This window comes from Pseudomonas sp. AU12215, from assembly GCF_001675465.2.
GTDB classification, from domain to species: Bacteria; Pseudomonadota; Gammaproteobacteria; order Pseudomonadales; family Pseudomonadaceae; genus Pseudomonas; species Pseudomonas nitroreducens.
The window spans coordinates 13,510-35,049 of record NZ_MACM02000179.1; the positions used below are offsets into that span (position 1 = coordinate 13,510).

General features: G+C 65.8%; 22 protein-coding genes. 14 read left to right on the forward strand and 8 right to left on the reverse strand.

From position 1 onward, the window contains the following. Window positions 1-8 precede the first annotated feature (8 nt). The 4 genes from A9513_RS30800 to A9513_RS30815 all read left to right on the forward strand — a co-directional run bounded on the left by A9513_RS30800 (window position 9) and on the right by A9513_RS30815 (window position 4,923). Window positions 9-497: a phosphate-starvation-inducible PsiE family protein gene (locus A9513_RS30800; RefSeq protein WP_004152114.1), complete on the forward strand. Its 489-nt coding sequence runs from the start codon at window positions 9-11 to the stop codon at window positions 495-497. After that, window positions 484-1,446 (forward strand): zinc metalloprotease HtpX, encoded by a 963-nt coding sequence (locus tag A9513_RS30805; protein WP_065086377.1) that lies wholly within the window; start codon window positions 484-486, stop codon window positions 1,444-1,446. Before A9513_RS30800 ends, A9513_RS30805 begins: the two co-directional genes overlap by 14 nt. A 19-nt stretch (window positions 1,447-1,465) precedes the next feature. Next, entirely contained in the window at window positions 1,466-2,617 is a 1,152-nt protein-coding gene (locus A9513_RS30810) for a S1C family serine protease (RefSeq protein ID WP_003116645.1), read from the forward strand. Window positions 2,618-3,618: 1,001 nt separating this feature from the next. After that, on the forward strand, window positions 3,619-4,923 hold the full coding sequence (locus A9513_RS30815; RefSeq protein WP_024766812.1) for an MFS family transporter: 1,305 nt from the start codon (window positions 3,619-3,621) through the stop codon (window positions 4,921-4,923). 13 nt (window positions 4,924-4,936) lie between these two features. Here the strand turns inward: A9513_RS30815 and A9513_RS30820 are convergent, their stop codons facing one another. Beyond that, window positions 4,937-6,409 carry an MDR family MFS transporter gene (locus tag A9513_RS30820; protein WP_065086378.1) on the reverse strand — a complete coding sequence of 491 codons (1,473 nt, stop codon included), beginning with the start codon at window positions 6,407-6,409 and terminating at the stop codon, window positions 4,937-4,939. A gap of 360 nt (window positions 6,410-6,769) precedes the next feature. On the opposite strand from A9513_RS30820, the gene cfaB reads away from it, so the two are divergent. Continuing rightward, a complete protein-coding gene (gene cfaB / locus A9513_RS30825) occupies window positions 6,770-7,957 on the forward strand; it encodes a C17 cyclopropane fatty acid synthase CfaB (protein ID WP_024766814.1) in 1,188 nt (395 codons plus the stop codon). A 130-nt stretch (window positions 7,958-8,087) separates the two neighbouring features. Then, complete coding sequence (locus A9513_RS30830) at window positions 8,088-8,564, forward strand: N-acetyltransferase (RefSeq protein ID WP_065086379.1); 477 nt, start codon at window positions 8,088-8,090, stop codon at window positions 8,562-8,564. On the opposite strand, the gene folE2 is transcribed toward A9513_RS30830, so the two are convergent. Then, window positions 8,561-9,448, reverse strand: a complete 888-nt coding sequence (folE2, locus tag A9513_RS30835; protein WP_065086380.1) for a GTP cyclohydrolase FolE2 — start codon at window positions 9,446-9,448, stop codon at window positions 8,561-8,563. The two genes, A9513_RS30830 and folE2, sit on opposite strands and share 4 nt — an antisense overlap. A 69-nt stretch (window positions 9,449-9,517) precedes the next feature. After that, window positions 9,518-9,919, reverse strand: a complete 402-nt coding sequence (locus A9513_RS30840) for a hypothetical protein (protein ID WP_065086381.1) — start codon at window positions 9,917-9,919, stop codon at window positions 9,518-9,520. Window positions 9,920-10,047: 128 nt separating this feature from the next. Between A9513_RS30840 and dksA the strand changes: the two genes are divergently transcribed. The 3 genes from dksA to A9513_RS30855 are packed head-to-tail and all read left to right on the forward strand — an operon-like array spanning window position 10,048 to window position 12,308. Then, window positions 10,048-10,452: an RNA polymerase-binding protein DksA gene (dksA, locus tag A9513_RS30845; RefSeq protein ID WP_024766818.1), complete on the forward strand. Its 405-nt coding sequence runs from the start codon at window positions 10,048-10,050 to the stop codon at window positions 10,450-10,452. A 21-nt stretch (window positions 10,453-10,473) separates the two neighbouring features. Beyond that, a complete protein-coding gene (zigA, locus tag A9513_RS30850) occupies window positions 10,474-11,676 on the forward strand; it encodes a zinc metallochaperone GTPase ZigA (RefSeq protein WP_065086382.1) in 1,203 nt (400 codons plus the stop codon). Further along, complete coding sequence (locus A9513_RS30855) at window positions 11,676-12,308, forward strand: DUF1826 domain-containing protein (protein ID WP_065086383.1); 633 nt, start codon at window positions 11,676-11,678, stop codon at window positions 12,306-12,308. The genes zigA and A9513_RS30855 overlap by 1 nt, the downstream gene beginning before the upstream one ends. 137 nt (window positions 12,309-12,445) lie before the next feature. On the opposite strand, the gene A9513_RS30860 is transcribed toward A9513_RS30855, so the two are convergent. Then, window positions 12,446-12,802, reverse strand: coding sequence for a hypothetical protein (locus A9513_RS30860; RefSeq protein WP_024766821.1), 357 nt, complete (start codon window positions 12,800-12,802; stop codon window positions 12,446-12,448). Between the two features lie 76 nt (window positions 12,803-12,878). Between A9513_RS30860 and A9513_RS30865 the strand changes: the two genes are divergently transcribed. Beyond that, window positions 12,879-13,841 carry a GTP-binding protein gene (locus tag A9513_RS30865; RefSeq protein WP_065086384.1) on the forward strand — a complete coding sequence of 321 codons (963 nt, stop codon included), beginning with the start codon at window positions 12,879-12,881 and terminating at the stop codon, window positions 13,839-13,841. A gap of 85 nt (window positions 13,842-13,926) precedes the next feature. Further along, window positions 13,927-14,946, forward strand: a complete 1,020-nt coding sequence (locus A9513_RS30870) for an energy transducer TonB (protein ID WP_065086385.1) — start codon at window positions 13,927-13,929, stop codon at window positions 14,944-14,946. Between the two features lie 144 nt (window positions 14,947-15,090). On the opposite strand, the gene A9513_RS30875 is transcribed toward A9513_RS30870, so the two are convergent. From A9513_RS30875 to A9513_RS30885, 3 genes are all read right to left on the reverse strand, one after another. After that, window positions 15,091-15,594 carry a nucleoside 2-deoxyribosyltransferase gene (locus A9513_RS30875; protein ID WP_065086386.1) on the reverse strand — a complete coding sequence of 168 codons (504 nt, stop codon included), beginning with the start codon at window positions 15,592-15,594 and terminating at the stop codon, window positions 15,091-15,093. 2 nt (window positions 15,595-15,596) lie between these two features. Continuing rightward, window positions 15,597-16,679, reverse strand: coding sequence for a calcium:proton antiporter (locus A9513_RS30880; RefSeq protein WP_065086387.1), 1,083 nt, complete (start codon window positions 16,677-16,679; stop codon window positions 15,597-15,599). A 101-nt stretch (window positions 16,680-16,780) separates the two neighbouring features. Beyond that, entirely contained in the window at window positions 16,781-17,272 is a 492-nt protein-coding gene (locus A9513_RS30885) for a hypothetical protein (RefSeq protein ID WP_065086388.1), read from the reverse strand. A 196-nt stretch (window positions 17,273-17,468) separates the two neighbouring features. Here A9513_RS30885 and A9513_RS30890 point away from each other — a divergent pair, with 196 nt between their 5' ends. Both A9513_RS30890 and A9513_RS30895 read left to right on the forward strand, forming a co-directional pair. Further along, window positions 17,469-18,419 carry an adenosine deaminase gene (locus tag A9513_RS30890; protein ID WP_038803473.1) on the forward strand — a complete coding sequence of 317 codons (951 nt, stop codon included), beginning with the start codon at window positions 17,469-17,471 and terminating at the stop codon, window positions 18,417-18,419. Between the two features lie 291 nt (window positions 18,420-18,710). After that, window positions 18,711-19,391 carry an SDR family NAD(P)-dependent oxidoreductase gene (locus A9513_RS30895; RefSeq protein ID WP_024766985.1) on the forward strand — a complete coding sequence of 227 codons (681 nt, stop codon included), beginning with the start codon at window positions 18,711-18,713 and terminating at the stop codon, window positions 19,389-19,391. 222 nt (window positions 19,392-19,613) lie between these two features. Here the strand turns inward: A9513_RS30895 and A9513_RS30900 are convergent, their stop codons facing one another. Continuing rightward, window positions 19,614-20,528 (reverse strand): LysR substrate-binding domain-containing protein, encoded by a 915-nt coding sequence (locus A9513_RS30900; RefSeq protein WP_231387724.1) that lies wholly within the window; start codon window positions 20,526-20,528, stop codon window positions 19,614-19,616. Window positions 20,529-20,592: 64 nt separating this feature from the next. On the opposite strand from A9513_RS30900, the gene A9513_RS30905 reads away from it, so the two are divergent. Continuing rightward, window positions 20,593-21,522: an AEC family transporter gene (locus A9513_RS30905; protein WP_065086389.1), complete on the forward strand. Its 930-nt coding sequence runs from the start codon at window positions 20,593-20,595 to the stop codon at window positions 21,520-21,522. Window positions 21,523-21,540 lie beyond the last annotated feature (18 nt).

A 21,540-nucleotide genomic window follows, 5' to 3' on the forward strand; every position in this document is an offset into this window, starting at 1 on the left:
GAGTGGCGATGAAGGAAAAGCAAGCAGACCCGATCAAAACATTTCGCGCCCAATGGGCAGTGATGACGTTCTACGAGCGCTTCGAACAGGTGATCGCGCTCGCGCTGTCCGCAATCATTGCCGTGATTATCGTGGTCTCGCTGCTGCAGCTGATCTCGATCGTCTTCAGCCTGCTGATCATTGATGCGTTCAATCCGCTCGATCACAAGGTCTTCCAGACCGTGTTCGGCATGATCATGACGCTGCTCATCGCCATGGAGTTCAAGCATTCCATCGTGCGGGTGGCCTTGCGGCGCGACAGCATCATCCAGGTCAAGACGGTGATCCTGATCGGGCTGATCGCCCTGGCGCGTAAATTCGTGATCCTCGACCCGGAGACCGGCCCCGCCAAGGTCGCGGCGCTCGCAGGCGCGACACTGGCCCTCGGGGCGACTTACTGGCTGCTGCGCGAGCGCGATGACCGGACAGCCGGGGAAAGCTCAGATGATCAGTCGTGATCTGCGCCACGCGCAGAATGTCGGCGCGCGGCATCGCTGGCTCAATCGCCTGCAAACCGCGCTGTTGGTGCTGACCCTGCTCGGGATTGCCGCCGTCGCTGGCAGCCTGCTGTTGGGTGACGGCGGGCTTTGGCTGGCGCTTGCGGCCGCGGGGTTCACCCTGCTGCTCGAACCGGCGGCCGCCTCCGGGCTGACCTTGCGGCTGTATGGCGCACGCCCCCTGCACCCGGATGAAGCGCCCGATCTTTGGGCTGTGTTGCGCGAACTGGCGGTGCGGGCCGGGCTGCCTGCCGTGCCGGTACCGCACTACGTGCCCAGCGGGGTCGTCAACGCCTTCGCCACCGGTTCGAAGCATCACGCGGCCATCGCGCTGACCGACGGCCTGCTGCGTAGCCTCACGCCCCGCGAGTTGACCGGCGTGCTCGGCCACGAAATCGCGCATATTGCGAACGAGGATTTGCGTGTCATGGGCTTGGCCGATTCCATCAGCCGGCTCACCCATCTTCTAGCCTTGTTGGGGCAGCTTGCGATCGTGCTCAGCTTGCCAGCGCTATTGCTTGGAGTCACGGAAGTCAATTGGCCCGCGTTGCTTCTACTGGCGGTCGCGCCACAGCTAGCCTTGCTGGCTCAGTTGGGCTTGTCCAGGGTGCGCGAATTCGACGCCGACCGGCTCGCTGCCGAATTGACCGGCGACCCGCACGGGCTGGCCTCGGCGCTCGCCAAGATCGAGCGGGTGAGCCGCTCCTGGCGCGCCTGGCTGCTGCCCGGATGGGGCAATCCGGAACCCTCCTGGTTGCGCACGCATCCGGCGACGGCTGAACGCATTGAGCGCTTGCTGGAACTTGCTCCGCCGCCCGCGATGCCGCCGTTTCCATCGGCCCGTTTCGTCCCCGAGGTGACCGTATCACCACGTCCGCCACGCTGGCGCACCGGCGGCCTTTGGCGCTGATTTCAACATGGAGAATGACGTGACCTACCCCGACCCCTACAGCCGCCCGGCGCCGGACCGCTTCATCCGGCGCTGGCTCGTCATCACTGGCTGCATCGCCGCACTCATGCTGCTGTGGCAGTTCCTGCCCGCCATCGAAGCCTGGTTCAGTCCCCACGAAACGCAGGAGCGCACGGTGACGCCGCGCGGCGACCTGGCCGCCGACGAAAAAACCACCATCGAGCTGTTCGAAAAATCGCGCGGGTCGGTGGTTTACATCACCACGGCACAACTAGTGCGTGACGTCTGGTCGCGCAATGTCTTTTCCGTGCCGCGCGGCACCGGCTCCGGCTTCATCTGGGACGATGCCGGCCACGTGGTGACCAACTTCCACGTGATCCAGGGGGCATCGTCTGCCACGGTCAAACTGGCCGACGGTCGCGATTATCAGGCTGCGCTCGTTGGCGCCAGTCCTGCGCACGACATCGCGGTACTCAAGATTGGCGTCGGCTTCAAGCGCCCGCCGGCGGTGCCGGTGGGCACCAGTGCCGATCTCAAGGTGGGGCAAAAGGTCTTTGCCATTGGCAATCCCTTCGGGCTCGACTGGACGCTCACCACCGGCATCGTCTCGGCGCTTGACCGCACCCTTTCCGGCGACGCCAGTGGCCCGGCCATTGACCACCTGATCCAGACCGACGCCGCTATCAACCCCGGCAATTCCGGTGGCCCGCTGCTCGATTCGGCTGGGCGGCTGATCGGCATCAATACCGCCATCTACAGTCCGTCTGGCGCCTCGGCCGGCATCGGCTTTGCGGTGCCGGTCGATACCGTCATGCGCGTGGTGCCGCAACTCATAAAGACCGGCAAGTACATCCGTCCGGCGCTGGGCATCGAGGTGGATGAGCAGCTCAACGCGCGTCTGCAGGCGCTGACCGGCAGTAAGGGCGTATTCGTATTGCGCGTGACGCCGGGCTCGGCGGCGCACAGGGCCGGGCTCGTCGGCGTCGAGGTCACCGCAGGCGGCATCGTGCCCGGCGATCGCGTTATCAGCATCGACGGTATCGCCGTCGACGACGTCACCACATTACAGGCCCGGCTAGACGACAAGAACGTTGGAGATGTTGTGGTCTTGTTAGTGGAGCGGGCCGGCAAGACTCGCGAGATGCTTGTGGAACTACAACCGGGAGTTTGATGGAAAGTGGGTCATGGATCTGCACAGCGAAGCAGCCAAGCGACTTCAGCCTTGCGCCGAACTACGAGCCCTAGCTAGTGCAGTGGGGGGAAGGCTGTTTAGGTTAAATGGATATAAGGGTGTCATTTTTGATTGTGTTTTTAAAAGAAGGTGTTGATTTTTTTGGGTAAGCATTTAGGGCGTCCAAGGGTTGGAGCAGTTGGCACGGATGAGAGAGCTCAATGCTCGCTAGGGATTGGATCTATGTGTTTTTTCTGACTGACTGCTTACGTGTTGGAACGGGCAACATCGGAAAAGGATGAATCTTTATTTTCACCATTTACCGTATTTTTCGAGCCTGGGCGAAAATTAGGATGATACTTTAGCGCCCTTAATCATTCTCCCATGAAAGGCAAAACGATCCAGTCTCGGGTGTAAGTGCTCACAACATACTGATATAAAAGGGATTTTTTATGAATAGGAGAGCGCGCGACGTTTCTCTCTGTTTTTAGGGTTAGGATGAAGCTTTATTTGCATCCCACAAGGTCCCTTCGGGGGCCTTTTTTCGTTTCGGGGTGCTGGAATTCGAGAAGGGAGTGTGGGGGGAAGATCAACATTCCCCCGGTGCCTGCACGTCCGGGGGTGTGGACGGGGCACCGAGGCCAGGCGGCTTGAGCCGCTACACGAGGGGAATGGAAATCGACCTTGTCTTGTGGACAAGGTCGGGCTCCGGCCCTGCGAGGGGTACCTGACAAGTCTCCCGCAGGGTGGGGAGCGGGCCAACGATAGAAGCTGGCTACTGGCCGGTCAATCGGAAACGACAAACGCGCGTTTGTGAGTGTCCGATATTCGAACCGAAAGGCCCGGTCCAGGCCGCGAATTTCGTTAGCCGGCTATCGGAAGCGTCTATACTGTTTCTGATTGTGTCAGTGAAAAATGCCTGGCGGCAATTCGCTGGCAAGGGCGGCGAGGGAGTTCCGTCCTCACGTCCGGGATGCAGTTAAACCGACAAGAGAATCCCCATGAACGCACCTGCCGCACCGCAGTATTCCGCCCACGAGCGCCGCTCGCGCATCCTCGCCATCGTCGGCGCCTCGTCGGGCAACCTGGTGGAGTGGTTCGACTTCTACGTCTACGCCTTCACCGCCCTGTACTTCGCCCACGCCTTCTTCCCCTCGGACGATCCGACGGTGCAGTTGCTCAACACCGCCGGGGTTTTCGCCGCCGGCTTCCTGATGCGCCCCATCGGCGGCTGGCTGTTCGGCCGCATCGCCGACAAGAAGGGCCGCAAGACCGCGATGATGATCTCGGTGCTGATGATGTGCGGCGGCTCGCTGGCCATCGCGGTGATGCCGACCTACGCCACCATCGGCGTCGCGGCGCCGGCGCTGCTGTTGCTCGCGCGGCTGTTCCAGGGGCTGTCGGTGGGCGGCGAGTACGGCACCAGCGCGACCTACATGAGCGAAGTGGCGCTCAAGGGGCAGCGCGGCTTCTTCGCCTCCTTCCAGTACGTGACCCTGATCGGCGGCCAGTTGCTCGCCGTGCTGGTGGTGGTGATCCTGCAGCAGTTGCTGACTACCGACGAGCTGAAGGAATGGGGCTGGCGGATTCCCTTCGTGGTCGGCGCCATCACCGCGGTGATCGCCTTCTACCTGCGCCGCTCGCTGAACGAGACAGCCAAGGAAGCCAACCTCAAGCGCAAGGAGTCGGGCACCCTCACCGAGCTCTTCACCCACCACAAGCGCGCCTTCTTCACCGTGCTCGGCTTCACCGCCGGCGGCTCGCTGATCTTCTATACCTTCACCACCTACATGCAGAAGTACCTGGTGAACACCGCCGGGATGGACGCCAAGGTGGCCAGCGGCGTGATGACTTTCGCGCTGTTCTGCTACATGTGCATGCAGCCGCTGTTTGGGGCTCTGTCCGACCGCATCGGCCGCAAGACGTCCATGCTCTGGTTCGGCGCGCTCGGCATGCTCTGCACCTGGCCGATCCTCGCGGCGCTGAAGACTGTCAGCAGCCCCTATGCGGCGTTCGGCCTGATCATCCTGGCCATGGCCATCGTCAGCCTGTACACCTCGATCAGCGGCCTGATCAAGGCGGAGATGTTCCCGCCGCAGATCCGCGCCCTGGGCGTGGGCCTTTCCTACGCGGTGGGTAACGCCATCTTCGGTGGCTCCGCCGAGTACGCTGCGCTGGGACTGAAGAGCATCGGCATGGAGGACGTGTTCTACATCTATGTCTCGGTCATGTGCGGCGTGGCGCTGCTGGTCTGCCTGCTGCTGCCGGACCTGCGCAAGGTCAGCTACCTCAACGACGAGGACTGACCCGCGCCATTCGCTAATCGTTGCTCCGGCCGCGCAGTGCGTGGTCGGGCAGCGACAGGGCGATCAACAGGGCCAGGGCGCCGAACCCGGCGTTGATCAGGAACAGGTGCCCGAATACCCCATCCAGCACCAGCCGCTGCGCTTCATGGCCGTCGCCGCTCAGGCTGGCCAGCAGGGCGCTGGCCGACAGGCCATGGCCGGCGTCGCCTGCCAGCGGTTGCAGCATCGCCAGCAGCAGGGCCGACATCAGTGCGATCCCCACCGCCCCGCCCAGCGAGCGGAATAGCGTGATGTTGCTGGTCGCCACGCCCAGGTGCTTGGTCTCGACCGCGCTCTGCGCCGCCACCAGGCTGGTGGGGAATTGCGTGCCGGCGGCAATGCCGGTGAGCAGCATGCAGACCCCTGAAAGGAAGTATGCGCTCGGCGGCGTCAGCGCCAGGCCGGCAATCGCCAGCGGCATCAACAGTCCGCCGCCGACGATCTGCGGCTTGTAGCGGCCTATGATCGCCGTGAGACGGCCGCAGCAATACGCGCCGATGGGCACGCCCATGGCCAGCGGCAGCAGGTGCAGCGCGGCGCTGTCGGCGCCCGCGCCGGTCACCGACTGGAAGCGCAGCGGCACCAGCACCGACAGCGAGATGACCTGGAAGCTGGCGAAGAAGCTGATCAGCCAGCTCAGGGTGGCCGCGCGAATACCGAACAGGTGCATCGGCACCAGCGGCTCCGGCGCTCGGCGTTCCTGCACGACGAAGAGCGCGACCAGCACCAGTGCGGCGGCGAATAGCGCCAGCATCTGCGGATCGTTCCAGCGTGCGCCCTGGCCGACCTCGGTGATCGCCAGCAGCAGGCTGCCCAGGCCGGCGATCATCAGCATGGTGCCGAGGTAGTCGATCACCGGCTTACGCCCCGGCACCGGCAATCCGCGCAGGGACCGGCGGGATACCGCGAGGGCGACCAGTCCCACCGGCAGATTGATCAGGAACACCCAGCGCCACGACAGGTATTCGGTGAGCAGCCCACCCAGCACAGGGCCGGCGATGCTCGCCACCGCGTACATGCTGCTGAAGTAGCCCTGGTAGCGGCCGCGTTCGCGGGGCGGGACGATGTCGCCGATGATCGCCTGGCTCACCGACATCATGCCACCGGCACCGATGCCCTGCAGGACTCGCGCGATGACCAGTTGCTCCATGCTCTGGGCGGCGCCGCAGAGCAGCGAAGCGAAGGTGAACAGGGCGATGGCGAAGAGCATCAGCACGCGGCGGCCGTAGAGGTCGCCGAGCTTGCCGTAGATCGGCATGGAGATGGTCATCGCCACCATGTAGCCGGAGATGACCCAGGCCAGCAGGTCGAAGTCGCCGAAGCCGGCGGAGATCGCCGGCAGGGACACGGCGACGATGGTCTGGTCGAGCGCACCGAGGAAGATCGCCAGCATCAGCCCCACCAGCACGGTGCGGACTGCCGGTCGCGGCTCGGAAAAGGTAGTCAAGACAGCCCCCTTCACTTCAGAGGATCTCCGTCCGGGAGGCGGGCGGAGGGCCCCCAGTGTAGTGCAATGCAACGGCCATCTGTCACAGCAGCGTCATCGTTGCGGGGCAGTAAAGGCTCTATCTCGGTGCTGACAAGGATGCTTCCCGAATCCGCTGCTACGCTTGCGTAGCGAACTATTCTTCCATTGCAGCCTGCGGATTTCCGGGAACGCACACCTTCGCCATGGGCTCCAATGCAAAGGAACCGGCACGTCCCGCGGTGGCCGGCGCCACGATAGTTTTTATGCGGGCCAGGCCATAGGGGAAGACTATGGGTGCGCTGGTCTATAGTTTTTCAGCCCTGTGACCAGGAGGTATGCATGAACGCCAACCTGCCCTCTGAGTTGCTGTCCCTGCAGTTGCCGCTGCGTATCCGCATCGGCGAGGCCCAGGCTTTCGACCTTGGGCCCGATCCGCAGGTGACGCTCGTCGTTCGCGATCCGACCCTGCTGGCTGAGATCACCCATCCCAGTCTCGATATCCTCGGTCGCGCCTACGTCGAGAAGCGTATGGACATCGAGGGGCCGATCGGTGAAGTGATCGCCACTGCCGATGCCCTGAGCAGCGCGCTGGGCGACGACGACGACGGCGATGCCCACTACGTTCGCGAAAGCCACGACAAGGCCACCGACGCCGAGGCCATCCATTACCACTACGACCTGTCCAATGCGTTCTACCAGCTCTGGCTCGACCCGGAGATGGTGTACTCGTGCGCCTACTACGAGACCGGCACCGAGGACCTGGCCACGGCCCAGTTGGCCAAGCTGCGCCACCTGTGCCGCAAGCTGCGGCTGAAGCCGGGCGAGAAGTTGCTCGATGTCGGCTGCGGCTGGGGCGGGCTGGCGCGCCTGGCCGCGCGAGAATTTGGCGTGCAGGTGCACGGCATTACCCTCAGCGAGGAGCAGCTCAAGCTCGGTCGCGAGCGGGTCAAGGCCGAGGGTCTGGAACACCAGGTGACGCTGGAGCTGCTCGACTACCGCGACCTGCCGCGTGACGGCCGCTACGACAAGGTGGTGAGCGTCGGCATGTTCGAGCACGTCGGCCACGCCAACCTCGGGCTCTACTTCCAGCAACTGTATGATGCGGTGCGCCCGGGTGGGCTGGTGATGAACCACGGCATCACCTCCAGCCATACCGATGGCCGTCCGGTGGGGCGCGGCGCCGGGGATTTCATCGACCGCTACGTGTTCCCCCATGGCGAGCTGCCGCACCTGTCACTGGCCGTGGCGCGCATGAGCGAGGCGGGACTGGAAGTGGTCGACGTCGAAGGCCTGCGCCTGCACTACGCGCGCACCCTGGACTTCTGGAGCGCCAACCTCGAAGCGAAGCTGGCCGAGGCGGCAAAGCTGGTGCCCGACCAGGCCCTGCGCATCTGGCGCCTGTACCTGGCCGGTTGCGCCTATGGCTTCAAGAAGGGCTGGATCAACCTGCACCAGATTCTCGCCAGCAAGCCCTATGCGGATGGCGGCCAGGAGGTGCCCTGGAGCCGGCGCGATATCTACTCCTGAGTCTTTTCTGCCCCTGCATCGGGCCCGCTTCGGCGGGCTCGATGCGTTTCTGGCGCGGGGCAAAAAGCTTGCATCGAGGAGCACGGGGAGCTAAACCCCCTGTCCCCACTGGCTCTTTGGTAGATGAATCATGGTGAACTTCTTCCCGGACCTGTCCCTCGTCGAATTGTCGCCCGCACAGGCGCCCTGGTCATTGCTGCTCAAGGCCGACCCCAGTCGCGATCAGATCGAGAGCTATCTGTACGACTCCCGCCTGCTGGCGCTGAACGAAGCGGACTCCGTGCGCGGCGTCCTCACGCTGACGCCGCGCGAACCCGGCGTCGCCGAGATCACCAGCCTCGCGGTGGAAGATGAATGGCAGGAGCGTGGCCTGGGCCGTCGCCTGCTGCTGGCCGCCATCGAGCAGGCGCGCGACGCCGGGCTGCAGCGCCTGACCATTGCCACCGGCAACTCCAGCCTGGCGCAGCTCGGCCTGTACCAGCGGGTCGGCTTCCGCATCGTCGGTATCGATCCGGATTACTTCGTGCGGCATTACCCCGAGCCGATCTTCGAAAGCGGCATCCAGTGCCGCGACCAGATCCGCCTGGCGCTGGACCTCGCCGCCTAGTCGCGTTCCCAGCGACTCACCGCCACCGCATCGTGGGCGTGCAGGCTTTCCGCATGCACCACACGCACCTCGAAGCCCGACACCTCTTCTCGCGGCACCAGCGCCCGGTGCAGCCGGCGTGCGGCGTCCTCGCAGAACATCAGGTTCTGCCCGTTGGCCAGGGCGAAGGCCTGCTCGTCGGCACGCTTCACCGCCGTCTGCACGGCGGTGCCAAGGGCGTCTTCGGCGTGATCGATCAGCTCACTGAAAGCGAATGCCGTCGCGGCTGGGGCGAGTCGCAGGTGCAGCCGGGCCTCGCTGCGCTGGCTGTGCGGCGTGGCGACTATGCCCTGCGAGCTGCCGAGCCAGGCACGTACCTCGCTGGCTTTCAGCGGGCGGCCGGCGAAGTCGGCGTCGAAACGCTCCTGGATCAGTTGGCGCGCCAGCGCCGCCGAGCAGGGGCAGGTCGAGGAGTAAGGCAGGGTCAAGCGCAGCTCCAGTTGCATCGCGTCGTCTTCCAGTTGCGCGTGGATCTCGCAGGGGTAGCGCTTCCAACCGCTCAGCGGGCTGACCAGCGCCGGGCGCCGCAGCATCAGGTCGAAACGCAGTGCCAGGCTGGAGCGTCGGGACAGCTGCGCGTGGCTGCGCAGGAACTGTCTGAGCAGGTCACGTAGCAGCATCGGCGAAAGCTCGGTTTCTGCCAGTGCTTCCAGCGCCAGATACAGCCGCGACATGTGGATGCCGCGCGCATCGGCTTCGTCGAGGCTGACACCGGCGTCGGCGTATGCGGCGACTCGCTCGCTGGCAATACGCAGCGGCACGGCGATGCCCTGCATGCCGACCCAGTCGAGCGGGATGGGCAGGCGGGTGGATTGGCAGGCGATGTCGGGAAGCAGGGTGGTCATGGGCGGGTCACGGCTGGCAATTGTTATAATATAACGTATTTGCTTCCCGGCGATCCCGCAATGGGTTCTTCAGCGCTCCTGCTGCTTGCAGCCGCTCACGCGCCCGCAGGTCAGCCGGGCGCTGTCGCCTGACGAGCTGCTGAAGCGGCTGACGTTGGTCCAGCCGATGCCGCGGCTGGTACCGACCCATACCTGGCCGTCGCTGGCCACTCCGCTGAAGAAGGTCAGGCTGCCGTAGCGCGTGCCGGTCTGCGCCCAGCGCCGGCCGCTGCTCGCCTCGAAGCCGCGCAGGTAGGTGTCGTGGCCCTGGGTGGCGACGCTGTAGAGATTCCCCGAACCGTCCATGCAGGCCAGCACCGAAGCCGACCAGGCGCAGCGCGCCGGTTCCTCGCCGGGAAAAGGCAGTGGCGCGGAACCGCTGGCGTGGGCGAAGGGAGCGAACAGGCAGAGCAGCAGGGCGCGGCGCAGCATCGAAGGTCTCGGCGGGCGGGTGGAGCGGAACATCGGTATCGCACGTCGTCGGGCGGCTGTCGATTCCCGATTGCGGGCAATGCATCGTTATAATATAACATAAAGATCACGCCCTTCCGGAGACGGTCATGACCGAACAGGAACTGCTTGCCCAGCCCGGCGAGGCCTACATGAGCGAGGCGCAACAGGGCTATTTCCGCGCGCTGCTGCTGGACCAGCGTGACGAGTTGCAGGGGCGCATCGACGAGGAATTCCAGGCGTTGCAGGACACCGAGCGGGCCAGCGATGAGGCCGATGTCGCCAGCCGCGAGGAGGCACGCCAGTGGCAACTGCGTCTGCTGGAGCGCGAGAAGAAGCTGCTCGACAAGATCGACCAGGCGCTGGAGCGCCTGGCCCGGGGCGACTACGGCTGGTGCGAGGAAACCGGCGAACCGATCGGCCTGCGCCGCCTGCTGCTGCGCCCCACCGCCTCATTGTGCATCGAGGCCAAGGAGCGCCAGGAACGGCGCGAACTGCACGTCCGCGAAGCCTGATTTCCCTGGAGTCCCACCGTGATGAATGCGCCACTTCCCGTAACTGTGCTGTCCGGCTTCCTTGGCGCCGGCAAGAGCACGCTGCTCAACCACGTCCTGAAGAACCGCGAGAATCTCAAGGTCGCGGTCATCGTCAACGACATGAGCGAAATCAACATCGACGGCCGCGAGGTGCAGCGCGACGTCAGCCTCAACCGCGGCCAGGAACGCCTGGTGGAGATGAGCAACGGCTGCATCTGCTGCACCTTGCGCGAAGACCTGCTGGAAGAGGTCAGCCGCCTCGCCGGCGAAGGCCGCTTCGACTATCTGCTGATCGAGTCCACCGGCATCTCCGAGCCGCTGCCAGTGGCCGAGACCTTCACCTTCCGCGACGAGCAGGGCCGCAGCCTGTCGGACCTGGCTCGGCTGGACACGCTGGTCACGGTGGTCGACGGGCTGAACTTCCTCGCCGACTACCAGGGCGCCGACAGCCTCGCCGAACGGGGTGAAACCCTGGGCGAGGACGACGAGCGCTCGCTCAGCGACCTGCTGGTGGAGCAGGTGGAGTTCGCCGACGTGATCCTGGTGAGCAAGATCGACCTGATCGGCAGCGCCGAGCGCGACGAGCTGCTGGCGATCCTGCGCAGGCTCAATCCCGACGCCGATATCCAGCCCATGGTCATGGGCCAGGTGCCGCTGGCGCGCATCCTCGACACCGGCCGCTTCGACTTCCAGCGCGCCGAGCGAGCGCCGGGCTGGCTCAAGGAGCTGCGCGGCGAGCACCTGCCGGAGACGGAAGCCTACGGCATTTCCTCCAGCGTCTATCGGGCGCGCAGGCCCTTCCACCCGCAGCGCTTTCATGACTTTCTCGCCCGGCCCTGGAGCAACGGCCGGTTGTTGCGCTCCAAGGGCTTCTTCTGGCTCGCCAGCCGCTACCGCGAGGCGGGCAGTTGGTCCCAGGCCGGTGGCCTGATGCGCCACGGCCTGGCCGGACGCTGGTGGCGCTTTGTCCCGCGCGAACACTGGCCACAGGACACCACCGAGCTGCAGAGCGTGCTGCGCCACTGGCGCGAGGACAGCGGCGATTGCCGCCAGGAGCTGGTATTCATCGGGCAGAACCTGGACTTCCAGCGGCTGTTCGGCGAACTGGACCATTGCCTGCTGGATGACGAGGAAATGGCCGCCGGCACCACCGTCTGGAAGCGCCTGTCCGATCCCTTCGAACCCTGGGAGGCCGGCGCCTGATGCTCGCCCTCGAAACCCCGGCCTGGCCGCGGCAGGTGCTTGGCGGCGATCCGCAGGTGCTCGCCGAAGTGCTCAAGGAAGACGTCAATCTGGCTGTCTGGCAACGCACGCTGTACCCGGAGATCAGCACCTTTGCCGGTTGGTTGAGCGCCCAGCCGCTGGACCTGACGCAGAGCCTGGATGTGCTCGAGGAGCGCGTCGAGCTGGGCGACCTGCTGCGCCAGTACGCCATGCTTGAGGGTTGCACGCTGTTTCGCAGCGACCTGCAATGGCTGGCCGAAGCCTTCGCCTGCCTGACCGGCGCGCAGCGTATCGGCCTGCGCCTGCGCAGCCTGGACAAGGCCATGTGCCCGCGCTTCCACGTCGATCACGTACCGCTGCGTCTGGTCACCACCTATGCGGGGCCCGCCAGCCAGTGGCTGGAGGAGTGGGCCATGGCCCGCGCGCGGCTGGGCGACGCGGCGGCCGAACCGGCCAGCCGGGCGGAGATCCGCCAGATGGCGGCGGGTGACGTAGGCCTGTTCAAGGGTGAGAAATGGGCCGGCAATCTTGGCTCCGGCATCATCCACCGCTCGCCGTTGCCGGCACCCGGCGAGCGCCGCCTGCTGCTCACGCTCGACTGGCTGGGTTGAGCTGTCGCCCGGGCAAAAAAATAGGCCGCCCGGGGAGAGCGGCCCAATTCACCAAGATCATGTCCGGCGTGGGGCGCCGGGAGGGTGTGAGGTACCCGGGGACAGTAGGCCCGAAGCGTGTGACAGGGCGATGACCGTTACTGGGGTTTGCGCCAGTGGCCGTTGCTCTGCTGCTCGCAGAACGGCTGGAGAATGCGCGCATCGCTGGCCACGCCGTAGTAGTGGATGTCCTGACGATAGGGCACGCCCTGGGTCTGGGCGTTCTCGCAGACGCCGAAGGCGCCGCTGGGGCAGTTTTCGGCGTAGGTCACCTCGACCTTCTGGTCCTTCAGCTGCGGCTGGCAGAAACCCTCGCGGAAGAGTTTTTCCGGGATGGTGCGGTTCTGCTGGCAGACCTTCACGTCGACCTGCTTGCCCTGGGTATGCACCACGCAGGCCTCGCCGTGGGCGAACAGGGGCAGGCAGGCGAGAGCAAAAGGCAGCAACAGGCGCATGATCGATCCGGGGTGGCGAGGGGAAGCCGCGACTCTAGCGCTTTTCCCGGCGAGCGTCAGGCGGCACCATGGGCGAATGTTGAAGCAGATCCCGACTCATCTCATCGCCGGCCCCCTCGGGGCCGGCAAGACCAGCCTGCTGCAGTCCTTGCTGGCGCAACGTCCCGCAGGCGAAAGCTGGGCGGTGCTGGTCAACGAATTCGGCCAGGTGGGGCTCGACGCCGCGCTGCTGTCCCGCGACGAGGACGGCATCGCCCTGGGCGAGGTCGCCGGTGGCTGCCTGTGCTGCGTGAATGGCGCGCCGTTTCAGGTCGGCCTCGGCCGGCTGCTGCGCAAGGCGCGGCCGCAGCGACTGTTCATCGAGCCGTCCGGCCTCGGCCATCCCGCGCAACTGCTGGCGCAACTGCGTGCGGCGCCCTGGCAGGGCGTGCTGGCGGTGCAACCGATGGTGATGGTGCTCGATGCTGCCGCACTGGCGGTCGGCCAGCCCCTGCCCGAAGCGCAGCAGCAGGCGCTGGGCGAGGCGGCGCTGCTGGTGATGAACAAGTCCGAAGCCCTGGATGGCGCGGCGCGTGCGGCTCTGGCCGTGCAGCTGCCGGACGTGCCGTTGTGCTGGACGATCCAGGGGCGTCTGTCGCTGGGCGAGCTGCCAACGACGCCAACTGAACCGGCGAGCGCTGATTTGCCGCAGGGTGCCTCGCCTGGTGAACCTGCGATCCTGTTGCGCCGTGAAGCTCCTCTGCGCCAGGTGCGAGTGGACGACGGCCGACAGTCGGTCGGCTGGCGCTTCCACCGAGACTGGCGCTTCCGCACGGACGAACTGGATGCCTGGCTGGGCGGGATTCCCGGCCTGCTGCGGGCCAAGGCCGTGCTGCATGGCGAAACCGCCTGGCTGGCCTGCAACCGCACCGTCGGTCCGGCGCCCTGGACGCCCAGCGCGTGGCGCAAGGACAGTCGGATAGAGCTGATCCTGGCCGCCGAAGCCGATCCGCAGGCCCTGCAGGACGGCCTTTTACGCTGCGCCATCGCACCGATCTGACGGATAAGGTTGCCCTCGCGCAACTAGTGAATGATAATAATTATCAGCAGATACTGCTTCGTGAACTCTTCCCGCAGGCTTTCTCATGTCGTTACCCCAACCGCGCAAGGCGGCGGACGCCAGTCCAGCCGCAGACGCTGAGGAACAGCTGTTCACTTCCGCCACGGCGGATGACGGCGCCCATTTGCCCAGCGTGAATGCCCAGCGCGTCAATGAGGCCACCCTGCGACTCGTCAGTTGTGCCGGCCCCCGCCGCGACGAGGACGTGGTTACCGAAGAGGTCCTGATTCCCTACGCGGCGCCGGTCGAAGGCGTGGAAGACGGCGAGCAGCCCCCGCCCCCCGGCGGCTGGTGGAAGTCCTCGGGCCTGGCGATCGCCATGCACCTGGCCATCGTCGCCGCGCTGGTCTGGGTGATGCCGACTCCGGCGGAACTGAATCTGGGCGCCGGCGAGATGCCCAAGGCGATGCAGGTGAGTGTCGTCACCCTGCCGCCCAAGCCGGAAGTGCAGCAGCCGCCTGCTGCCGCGCCGACTCCGCCGCCGGAACCCGAGCCGCCCAAGCCCATCGAGCCGCCCAAGCCGGCGGAAAAGCCCAAGCCCAAACCCAAGCCGGTCGAGAAGGCCGTGCCCAAGGTGTCGCCCAAGCCCAAGCCGAAACCCAAGCCCGAGCCTGACCCGGAACCGGCCGAGGAAACCGCCGCGTCGCCGACTCCGGCCGCCCCGCCGCCGCCCGCCGCGCCCACCGTTGGCCAGTTCACCCAGGGCGCCCAGGCCGCGCCGACCGGTTCGCAGGGCCCCGCCGGCCTGCCCACCGGCAGCCTGAACGACAGCGACATCAAGCCGCTGCGCATGGACCCGCCGGTCTATCCGCGCATGGCGCTGAACCGTGGCATCGAAGGCCGGGTGAAGGTGCTGTTCACCATCACCAGCGATGGCCGCATCGCCGATATCCAGGTGCTGGAGTCCTCGCCGCCGCGCATGTTCGACAATGCCGTGCGCGACGCCATGGACAAGTGGCGCTTCGAGCCCCGCGTCAGTGGAGGCCGCATCGTCGCCCGCCAGGCGACCAAGGTGTTCTTCTTCAAGCTCGAAAAACGTCGCTGACCATCATTGCGAGCCCAACAAAAACGCGCCCCTGGGCGCGTTTTTGTTGCCGGCAATTCGCCGTGCCATGACGAGGCACAAGAGCGGCCCCCGCCCGCAAGGGCATCCAACGCGATGCGGACCTATCGCAAACCGAGTCCACTGCTACGAAAGCAACTCTTCCCGCAGCAACTCCAACGCTTCCCGCGCCCCTCCCACGGCGATCTTCGCCGGCACGCCGAGCATCAGGTTCAGCGGCAGGCCGAACCCCTCGATCTGATTGCCGTCGCGATCGCGACCCGGCTGGTCACCCTTCCATTCGCAAGGCAGGCGCTCGGCGCAGCTGCCGCCTTCATCGATGTAGCCGAACAGCGGCTTGCCCAGCGCAGCGGCGTAGCCCAGTTCGAAGGCGGTGCCGCTGTCCGGTTCGGCGCCGCGGAATGGGTTGAGATTGGCCAGCACCGCGTCGGCCTGGTGGATCAGCTCGAGGTTGGCCTGGTAGATCCAGCGGGCCTGCTCAACCGGCTCGACGATGCCCTCGGGCACCGAATGATCCAGCGGATAGAGTCCCTGCACGCCGAACTCGGTGCACAGTGCCTTGAGCCGCTCGCCCTGCTCGACGGCGTCGGGGCGGAACACGTCGGGGCCGGCGAGGTACAGCTTGAGCATGCTCAGAGTCCCATGAACGACAGCATCAGGAAGGTGGCGAACAGCACGAAGTGGGTCATGCCCTCGATGGCGTTGGTCTTGCCGTCATGCAGGTTGTAGCCGGCAACCATCAGGGTGATGAACATCATGCCGGTCTGCAACGGGGTCATGGCCATCTGGATCGGCTGGCCCTTGAACAACGCCAGGGCCTCGATCACCGGCACGGTGAGGATCACGGTCGACAGCGACGCGCCCAGGGCGATATTGACCACCGGCTGCATGCGGTTGGCCATGGCGGCGCGCAGTGCGGTGAGAATTTCCGGGCTGGCGGAGATCGCCGCCACCAGCAGCGCCGGCACGATGGGCGGCACGCCGCTGCCTTCCAGGCCGACATCCAGGGCCTTGGACATCACCTCCGCCAACGCGCCGATCAGTACTACACCGACCACCAGCAGCGCCATGGACTGCTTGCTGTTGCCGGCCGCCTCGTGGCCTTCGCCCTGCTCGCCATGGGTGGCGTAGTTGTAGCTGAAGAAGTAGCTGTGCTGGCCGGTCTGCATGCGCAGGAACAGCGCGTAGAGCATGACCATGCAGCCGATGGTGAAGAAGGAGTAGAGCTTCCACTGCTCGGCCGGTATCAGCTCCGGCACCACCATGGAGATGCCCACGGCGGTGAGGATCATGGTCACGTAGGTCTTGCCCGAGTCGTCGTTGTACGACTGCTCACCGTGCTTCAACCCGCCGAGCAGCGCGGCCAGGCCGAGGATGCCGTTCATGTCGAGCATCACTGCGGCGTAGATGGTGTCGCGGGCCAGGGTCGGGGAATGGTTGTGGCCCATCATGATCGCCAGGATCACCACCTCCACCAGCACCGCCGCCAGTGTCAGGATCATGGTGCCGTAGGGCTCGCCGACCTTTTCCGCGAGGATTTCCGCGTGGTGCGCCACGCGCAGCGAGACGCTGATGATCACCGCCAGCAGCGCGGCCGCGGTGAGCCCCGCGAGCATCTTGCCGCCACCCAGCAGGCTGTGCTCCAGCGGGTAGACCGCAATCGCCACCAGCAGGGCGAGGAGGAGGAATTTTTCTTCTTTGAGCGCGCGCAGCATCGAGGGGGATATCCATTCCGTAAGAAAGCGAGAGCGCCATCTTAGGCAATGGACCGGAGGCGCACCAGCGACCTGCCGATCGCCGTCGCCGGCTCGTTAGCTCAGTGGGGCAGGTCGGCGCGCTCGACGAATTGCTTCTGCGCCGCCAGGACCTGATCGGGCAATACGCGCAACGCCTGGTACGCGTCGTCGAGTTCCTGCGCGAGCGCCTCTTTCCTTGCCTTGTCGCTGGATTCCGCATAGCGCCTGAGTTGCTGGTAGTAACCGATCTGCAGTTCGTAGTAGCGCGACAGGCTGCTGGCGTAGCGGCCGGCATCCTCACCGTGCGGCAGTTGCTGCACCTGGTTGAGATCATGTTCGAGTTCGACGATGTGGCCGGCCGGGCTTTCCACCGCTCGCGTCGCGGCGACGGCACCGCCGGAGTCGAAATCGCCTTTGCTCAGTCTTCTCATGTCCCGATCGATGCGCTGCACGTTATGCAGGAAAGCGGGGGTCACCACCTCGTTGTACCTAAAGTCGGAGGAAGACGAGGCGTCGCAGGCGGCCAGGGCTAAGGGCAGCAGAGCCAGTACGGCCAGCAGGGTCTTGTTCATGGAACGGGCTGCTGTGGGGGAGGTGCTGCGATTCTAGAAAGGGGACCGGTCGGAAGATTTCGCGGATATCTGTCTTTTGCGTCAGAATTATCTCTGTCCACGCATGCCGGGGCCTGTTGCCCCGCTGCCAATTGCTTGCCGGATCAGCCTGTGTGCCAATGTTGGCGCCTGATCCACCCATAACGAGACCTCCCCCATGTACGACTGGCTCAATGCCCTGCCCAAGGCCGAACTGCACCTGCACCTGGAGGGTTCGCTGGAGCCCGAGCTGCTGTTCGCCCTGGCCGAGCGCAACAAGGTCGCCCTGCCCTGGGGCGACGTCGAGAGCCTGCGCAAGGCCTATGCGTTCAACAACCTGCAGGAGTTCCTCGATCTCTACTACGCCGGCGCCGATGTGCTGCGCACCGAACAGGACTTCTACGACCTGACCTGGGCGTATCTGGAGAAGTGCAAGGCGCAGAACGTCATCCACGTCGAGCCGTTCTTCGACCCGCAGACCCATACCGACCGTGGCGTGCCCTTCGAGGTGGTGCTGCGCGGCATCCAGGGCGCGCTCAAGGAGGGTGAGAAAAAACTTGGCATCCGCCATGGCCTGATCCTCAGCTTCCTGCGTCACCTGTCCGAGGAAGAGGCGTTCAAGACCCTCGACCAGGCCATGCCGTTCCGCGACGCCTTTATCGCTGTCGGCCTGGACAGCTCCGAAGTCGGCCACCCACCGAGCAAGTTCCAGCGTGTGTTCGACCGCGCCCGCAGCGAAGGCTTCCTCACCGTTGCCCACGCCGGCGAAGAAGGGCCGCCGGAGTACATCTGGGAAGCCCTGGACCTGCTCAAGATCGAGCGCATCGACCACGGCGTGCGCGCCATCGAGGACGAACGGCTGATGCAGCGCATCATCGACGAACAGATCCCGCTGACCGTCTGCCCGCTGTCCAACACCAAGCTGTGCGTGTTCGACCACATGCGCGAGCACAACATCCTCGACATGCTCGAACGTGGCGTGAAGGTGACGGTGAACTCGGACGACCCGGCCTACTTCGGCGGCTACGTCACCGAGAACTTCCAGGCCCTGCATGAGCATCTGGGGATGACCCAGGAGCAGGCGCAGCGGTTGGCGCAGAACAGCCTGGATGCGCGGTTGGTGAAGTAGGCGTTTGAGGGTTGGCCCCGCTGCGGGGCCAACCCTCACCCCAGCCCTCTCCCGGAGGGAGAGGGCGTCGATTGTGCCGGCTGACACCGTGCTGCCACCTCGCTGCCGACAGTACCCTTTACCTCTGAGCGGGGCGCGCAGCCAGGGTCAGGGTGAGGGCTGTGCTTAGCACCGAACCTGCCCGGAAATTCCCCGTCCCGATCCGTCCCCTCATCTGGCGCCCGCGACCTTTCACGTCGCGCCTGCTAACCCTATAAGTGCGCCTCCCACTTCTTCGCGAGGAAGCACCACATGAACAGGATCGTCGCCATCACCGGCGGCTTCGGCCATCTGGGCAGCGTGGTCGGCCAGGCGTTTGCCGATGCCGGCTGGCAGGTCGCCCTGCTCGACCGCGCCGTCGGCCCGCGTTATCCACAGGCCGGGGCGCTGTCCATCGGCGGTATCGACCTCACCGGTCCTGCCGCCGCCCGCGCGGCGCTGGAGCAGGTCAACGAGCACTTCGGCGGCCTCGATGCGCTGATCAACGTGGCCGGCGGCTTCCACTGGGAAACCCTGGCCGACGGCGACGTCGACACCTGGGACCTGATGTACCGCATCAACCTGCGCACCGCAGTGGTCTCCAGCCAGGCCGCCCTGGGCCACCTGAAGACGCGCGGGCGCGGGCGCATCCTCAATATCGCCGCAGCAGCGGCCAACCGCGCGGCGTTGGGCATGGGCGCCTATGCGGCGTCCAAGGCCGGTGTCATGCGCCTGACCGAAGCGCTGGCGGAAGAGCTGAAGGATGCACGGATCACCGTCAACGCGCTGATGCCGAGCATCATCGACACCCCGCAGAACCGGGCCGACATGCCCGATGCCGAGTTCGACCGCTGGGTGCGGCCGGAGCAACTGGCGGCGACCCTGCTGTTCCTCGCCTCCGATGATGCGGCGGCGATCACCGGCGCATGCATTCCGGTGACCGGGCGGGTGTGAGCGGACACCCCTGTGTCATTTTCTGGAATATTTGTGCCTGCGTTTCCCCCTCACCCCAGCCCTCTCCCCAAGGAGAGGGTGCTGTCCGTGCCGGCTGACGCCAAGCTTTCGTCCTTCACAGAGTAGTCCCCTCTCCCTTTGGGAGAGGGTTAGGGTGAGGGATGGCCTGAGCGCAGGATCGCCATGCCTGCAATCGCGCGTGTGGCGCGCTCCTGAAGTTGTCTAGACCGCACCCGCGCTGCGCAGAAACGCCGCCAGGCACGGGTTGTCGTTGTGCGGGCTCCAGGCCGCGCCGTACTCCACCTGCGGCGAGTCCGCGATGGAGCGGAAGGCCACGCCGGGCAGTTGCATGCGCCGCATCGAGTCGGGCACCAGCGAGACGCCCAGCCCCTCGGCGACGAGGTTGACGATGGTCTGCTGCAGGTGCGTTTCCATGCGTACGGACGGGGCGAACCCATGCTGGCGACAGCAATCCATCACCGACTCGTGCAGCGCCGGCGCCGTGGCGGGCGGGAAAGTGATGAAGGGCTCGCCGGCCAGCTTCGCCAGGTCCAGCTCGGCGGTCTGCGCCTGCGGATGAACCGTCGGTAGCACCGCGCACAGCGGCTCGCGTTGCAGGGTGCGGTAAAGGCGCTGGCCCGGCTCGCGCTCGGGGAAGGTCAGGGCGACGTCCACTTCGCCGTTGTCCAGCGCCGGGCCGAGGTCGCGGGGCAGGACCTCGTTGAGCACCAGTTTCACTTCCGGGTGGCCATCGGCGAAGGCCTTCAGCAGGCGCGGCAGCAGCGTCCAGGCGGCGAGCATGGTGAAGCCGATCCGCAATTCGCCACGCTCCCCGCGCGCGGTGGCACGGGCAGCGCGCACCGCGAGATCCAGGCCCGAGAGCAAGGCGCGGGCGTGCTGCTGGAAATCGCGGCCGGCGGCGGTCAGTTCCACCGAGCGGGAGTGCCGGGCGAACAGCGGAGTGCCCAGCTCTTCCTCCAGCGCGGCAATCTGCCGGCTCAGCGGCGGCTGGGTGATGTGCAGCGCCTCGGCGGCACGGCCGAAGTGCAGGTGCTCGGCGAGGGCGAGGAAATAGCGCAGCTGGCGGAAGTCGATCATCGATACGGAAAGGGTATGGATGGGCGCCCTAGTAAGCATTGGACGGTATCGATTGGCAACCCTATGCTCGCCTGCCGCTCCCGCTTCTCCAGGTTTCCCTGCCATGCACACCGTCTTCGCCGTCGTCCTGCCGATCTTCGCGCTGATCCTGGTGGGCTGGCTGTGCCGACGCAGCAACCGCCTCGGCCCGCAGGCCGCGTCGGAGGTGAACAAGCTGGTGGTCTGGCTGTGCCTGCCGGCACTGCTGTTCAAGGTCACCGCCACCGCGACCTGGGCGGAAATCTGGCAACCGGGCTTCCTTGCCGCCTTCACCGGCGGCTGCCTTCTGGTGTTTTTCGCCACGCTGACCTGGCGCCTGCTGCAGGGTCGCCCGCTGCCGGCGGCAAGCATCGACGGGCTCAGCGCGTCCTATGCCAACACCGGCTACATGGGCATCCCGCTGTGCCTGCTGGTGTTCGGCCAGGATGGCCTGGAGCCGGCGCTGATCGCCTCGTTGCTGGTGGTCTGCGTGCTGTTCGCCATCTCGGTGGTGTGCATCGAGGTCGGCCTGCAAGAGGAGAAACACATTGGCCGCGCCGTGTGGGTAGTGACCAAGGCGCTGGGCAAGAACCCGCTGGTGGTATCGCCGATCATCGGTGGGCTGTGGGCGCTGACCGACATCGGCCTACCGGCGCCGCTGCTGCATTTCCTCGACATGCTGGCTGCCGCGACCACGCCCTGCGCGCTCGTGTCCCTGGGCCTGTTCCTGGCCCAGCGCCAGGAAGGCGAGCAGGTCGGCGCCTGGCCGCTGGTGGCGATCAAGCTGATCGGCCAGCCTCTGCTCACCGGCTTCCTCGCCTACAAGGTCTTCGACCTGCCGCCGCTGTGGGCCGATTCGGCGCTGCTGCTCAGCGCACTGCCCACTGGCACCGGGCCGTTCATGCTCGCCGAGTACTACCAGCGCGAGGCGGCGGTGGTGTCGCGGAGCATTCTGCTGTCCACCCTGGGTTCGCTGGTGACGCTCTCGCTATGTCTTCTCTGGATTGCCCGATAGCTGGCCCCGGCTAGCGGA